The sequence below is a fragment of the Lamprobacter sp. genome, assembly GCF_034860625.1.
In the GTDB taxonomy this organism is placed as follows: Bacteria; Pseudomonadota; Gammaproteobacteria; order Chromatiales; family Chromatiaceae; genus Lamprobacter.
Genome location: NZ_JAYESN010000740.1, coordinates 1 through 577, shown reverse-complemented (window position 1 = coordinate 577; position 577 = coordinate 1). Strand labels below are relative to the sequence as shown.

Genomic DNA, 577 nt, shown 5'->3' with positions numbered 1-577 from the left:
GCACTAGCAGCCTGTCGGACTTTGCGACCACCGCCCGCGTGCCGACTTGGGAGACTGTCGTGCTGCTTCAGGAAAAACGCCGATGCCCAACTTCCGCTCCATCGATCGCGGCCGCCCATTAGCGTTGCCCCTGTCGTTACAGGACTGGCTGCCCGAGAGCCATCTAGCGCGCTCTGTCGTCGAGGTGGTGAAAGCGCTCGATCTGAGCGCCCTGATCCAAGCGTACGCCGGGCGCGGGAGCTTGCCCGATCACCCGGCGATGATGCGCTCGCTGTTGATCTATGGTTATGCCACGGGCTGTTACTCCAGCCGCAAGATCGAGTTGGCCACCTTTGATTCGGTGGCCTTTCGCTTCATTGCCTGCAATCAGCACCCCGACCACGACACCCTAGCGACCTTTCGGAAGCGCTTTCGGGTGGAATTCGAGGCGGTGTTCGTGCAAGTGCTGGAGGTCGCGCACGCGCATCCGTTCAGTCGCTTCGGCCAGGTGAGCCTGGATGGGACGAAGATCCACGCCAACGCCAGCCGCCACAGCGCCCTGTCATACGGGCATGCCGAGGCCATTGAGGCGCAACTC

Annotated in this window: 1 protein-coding gene; it reads left to right on the top strand. The window is 62.7% G+C overall.

From position 1 onward, the window contains the following. Positions 1-82: 82 nt before the first annotated feature. Positions 83-577 (top strand): transposase (locus VBE63_RS31080; RefSeq protein ID WP_323686791.1); only part of this gene is annotated, 495 nt, incomplete at its 3' end.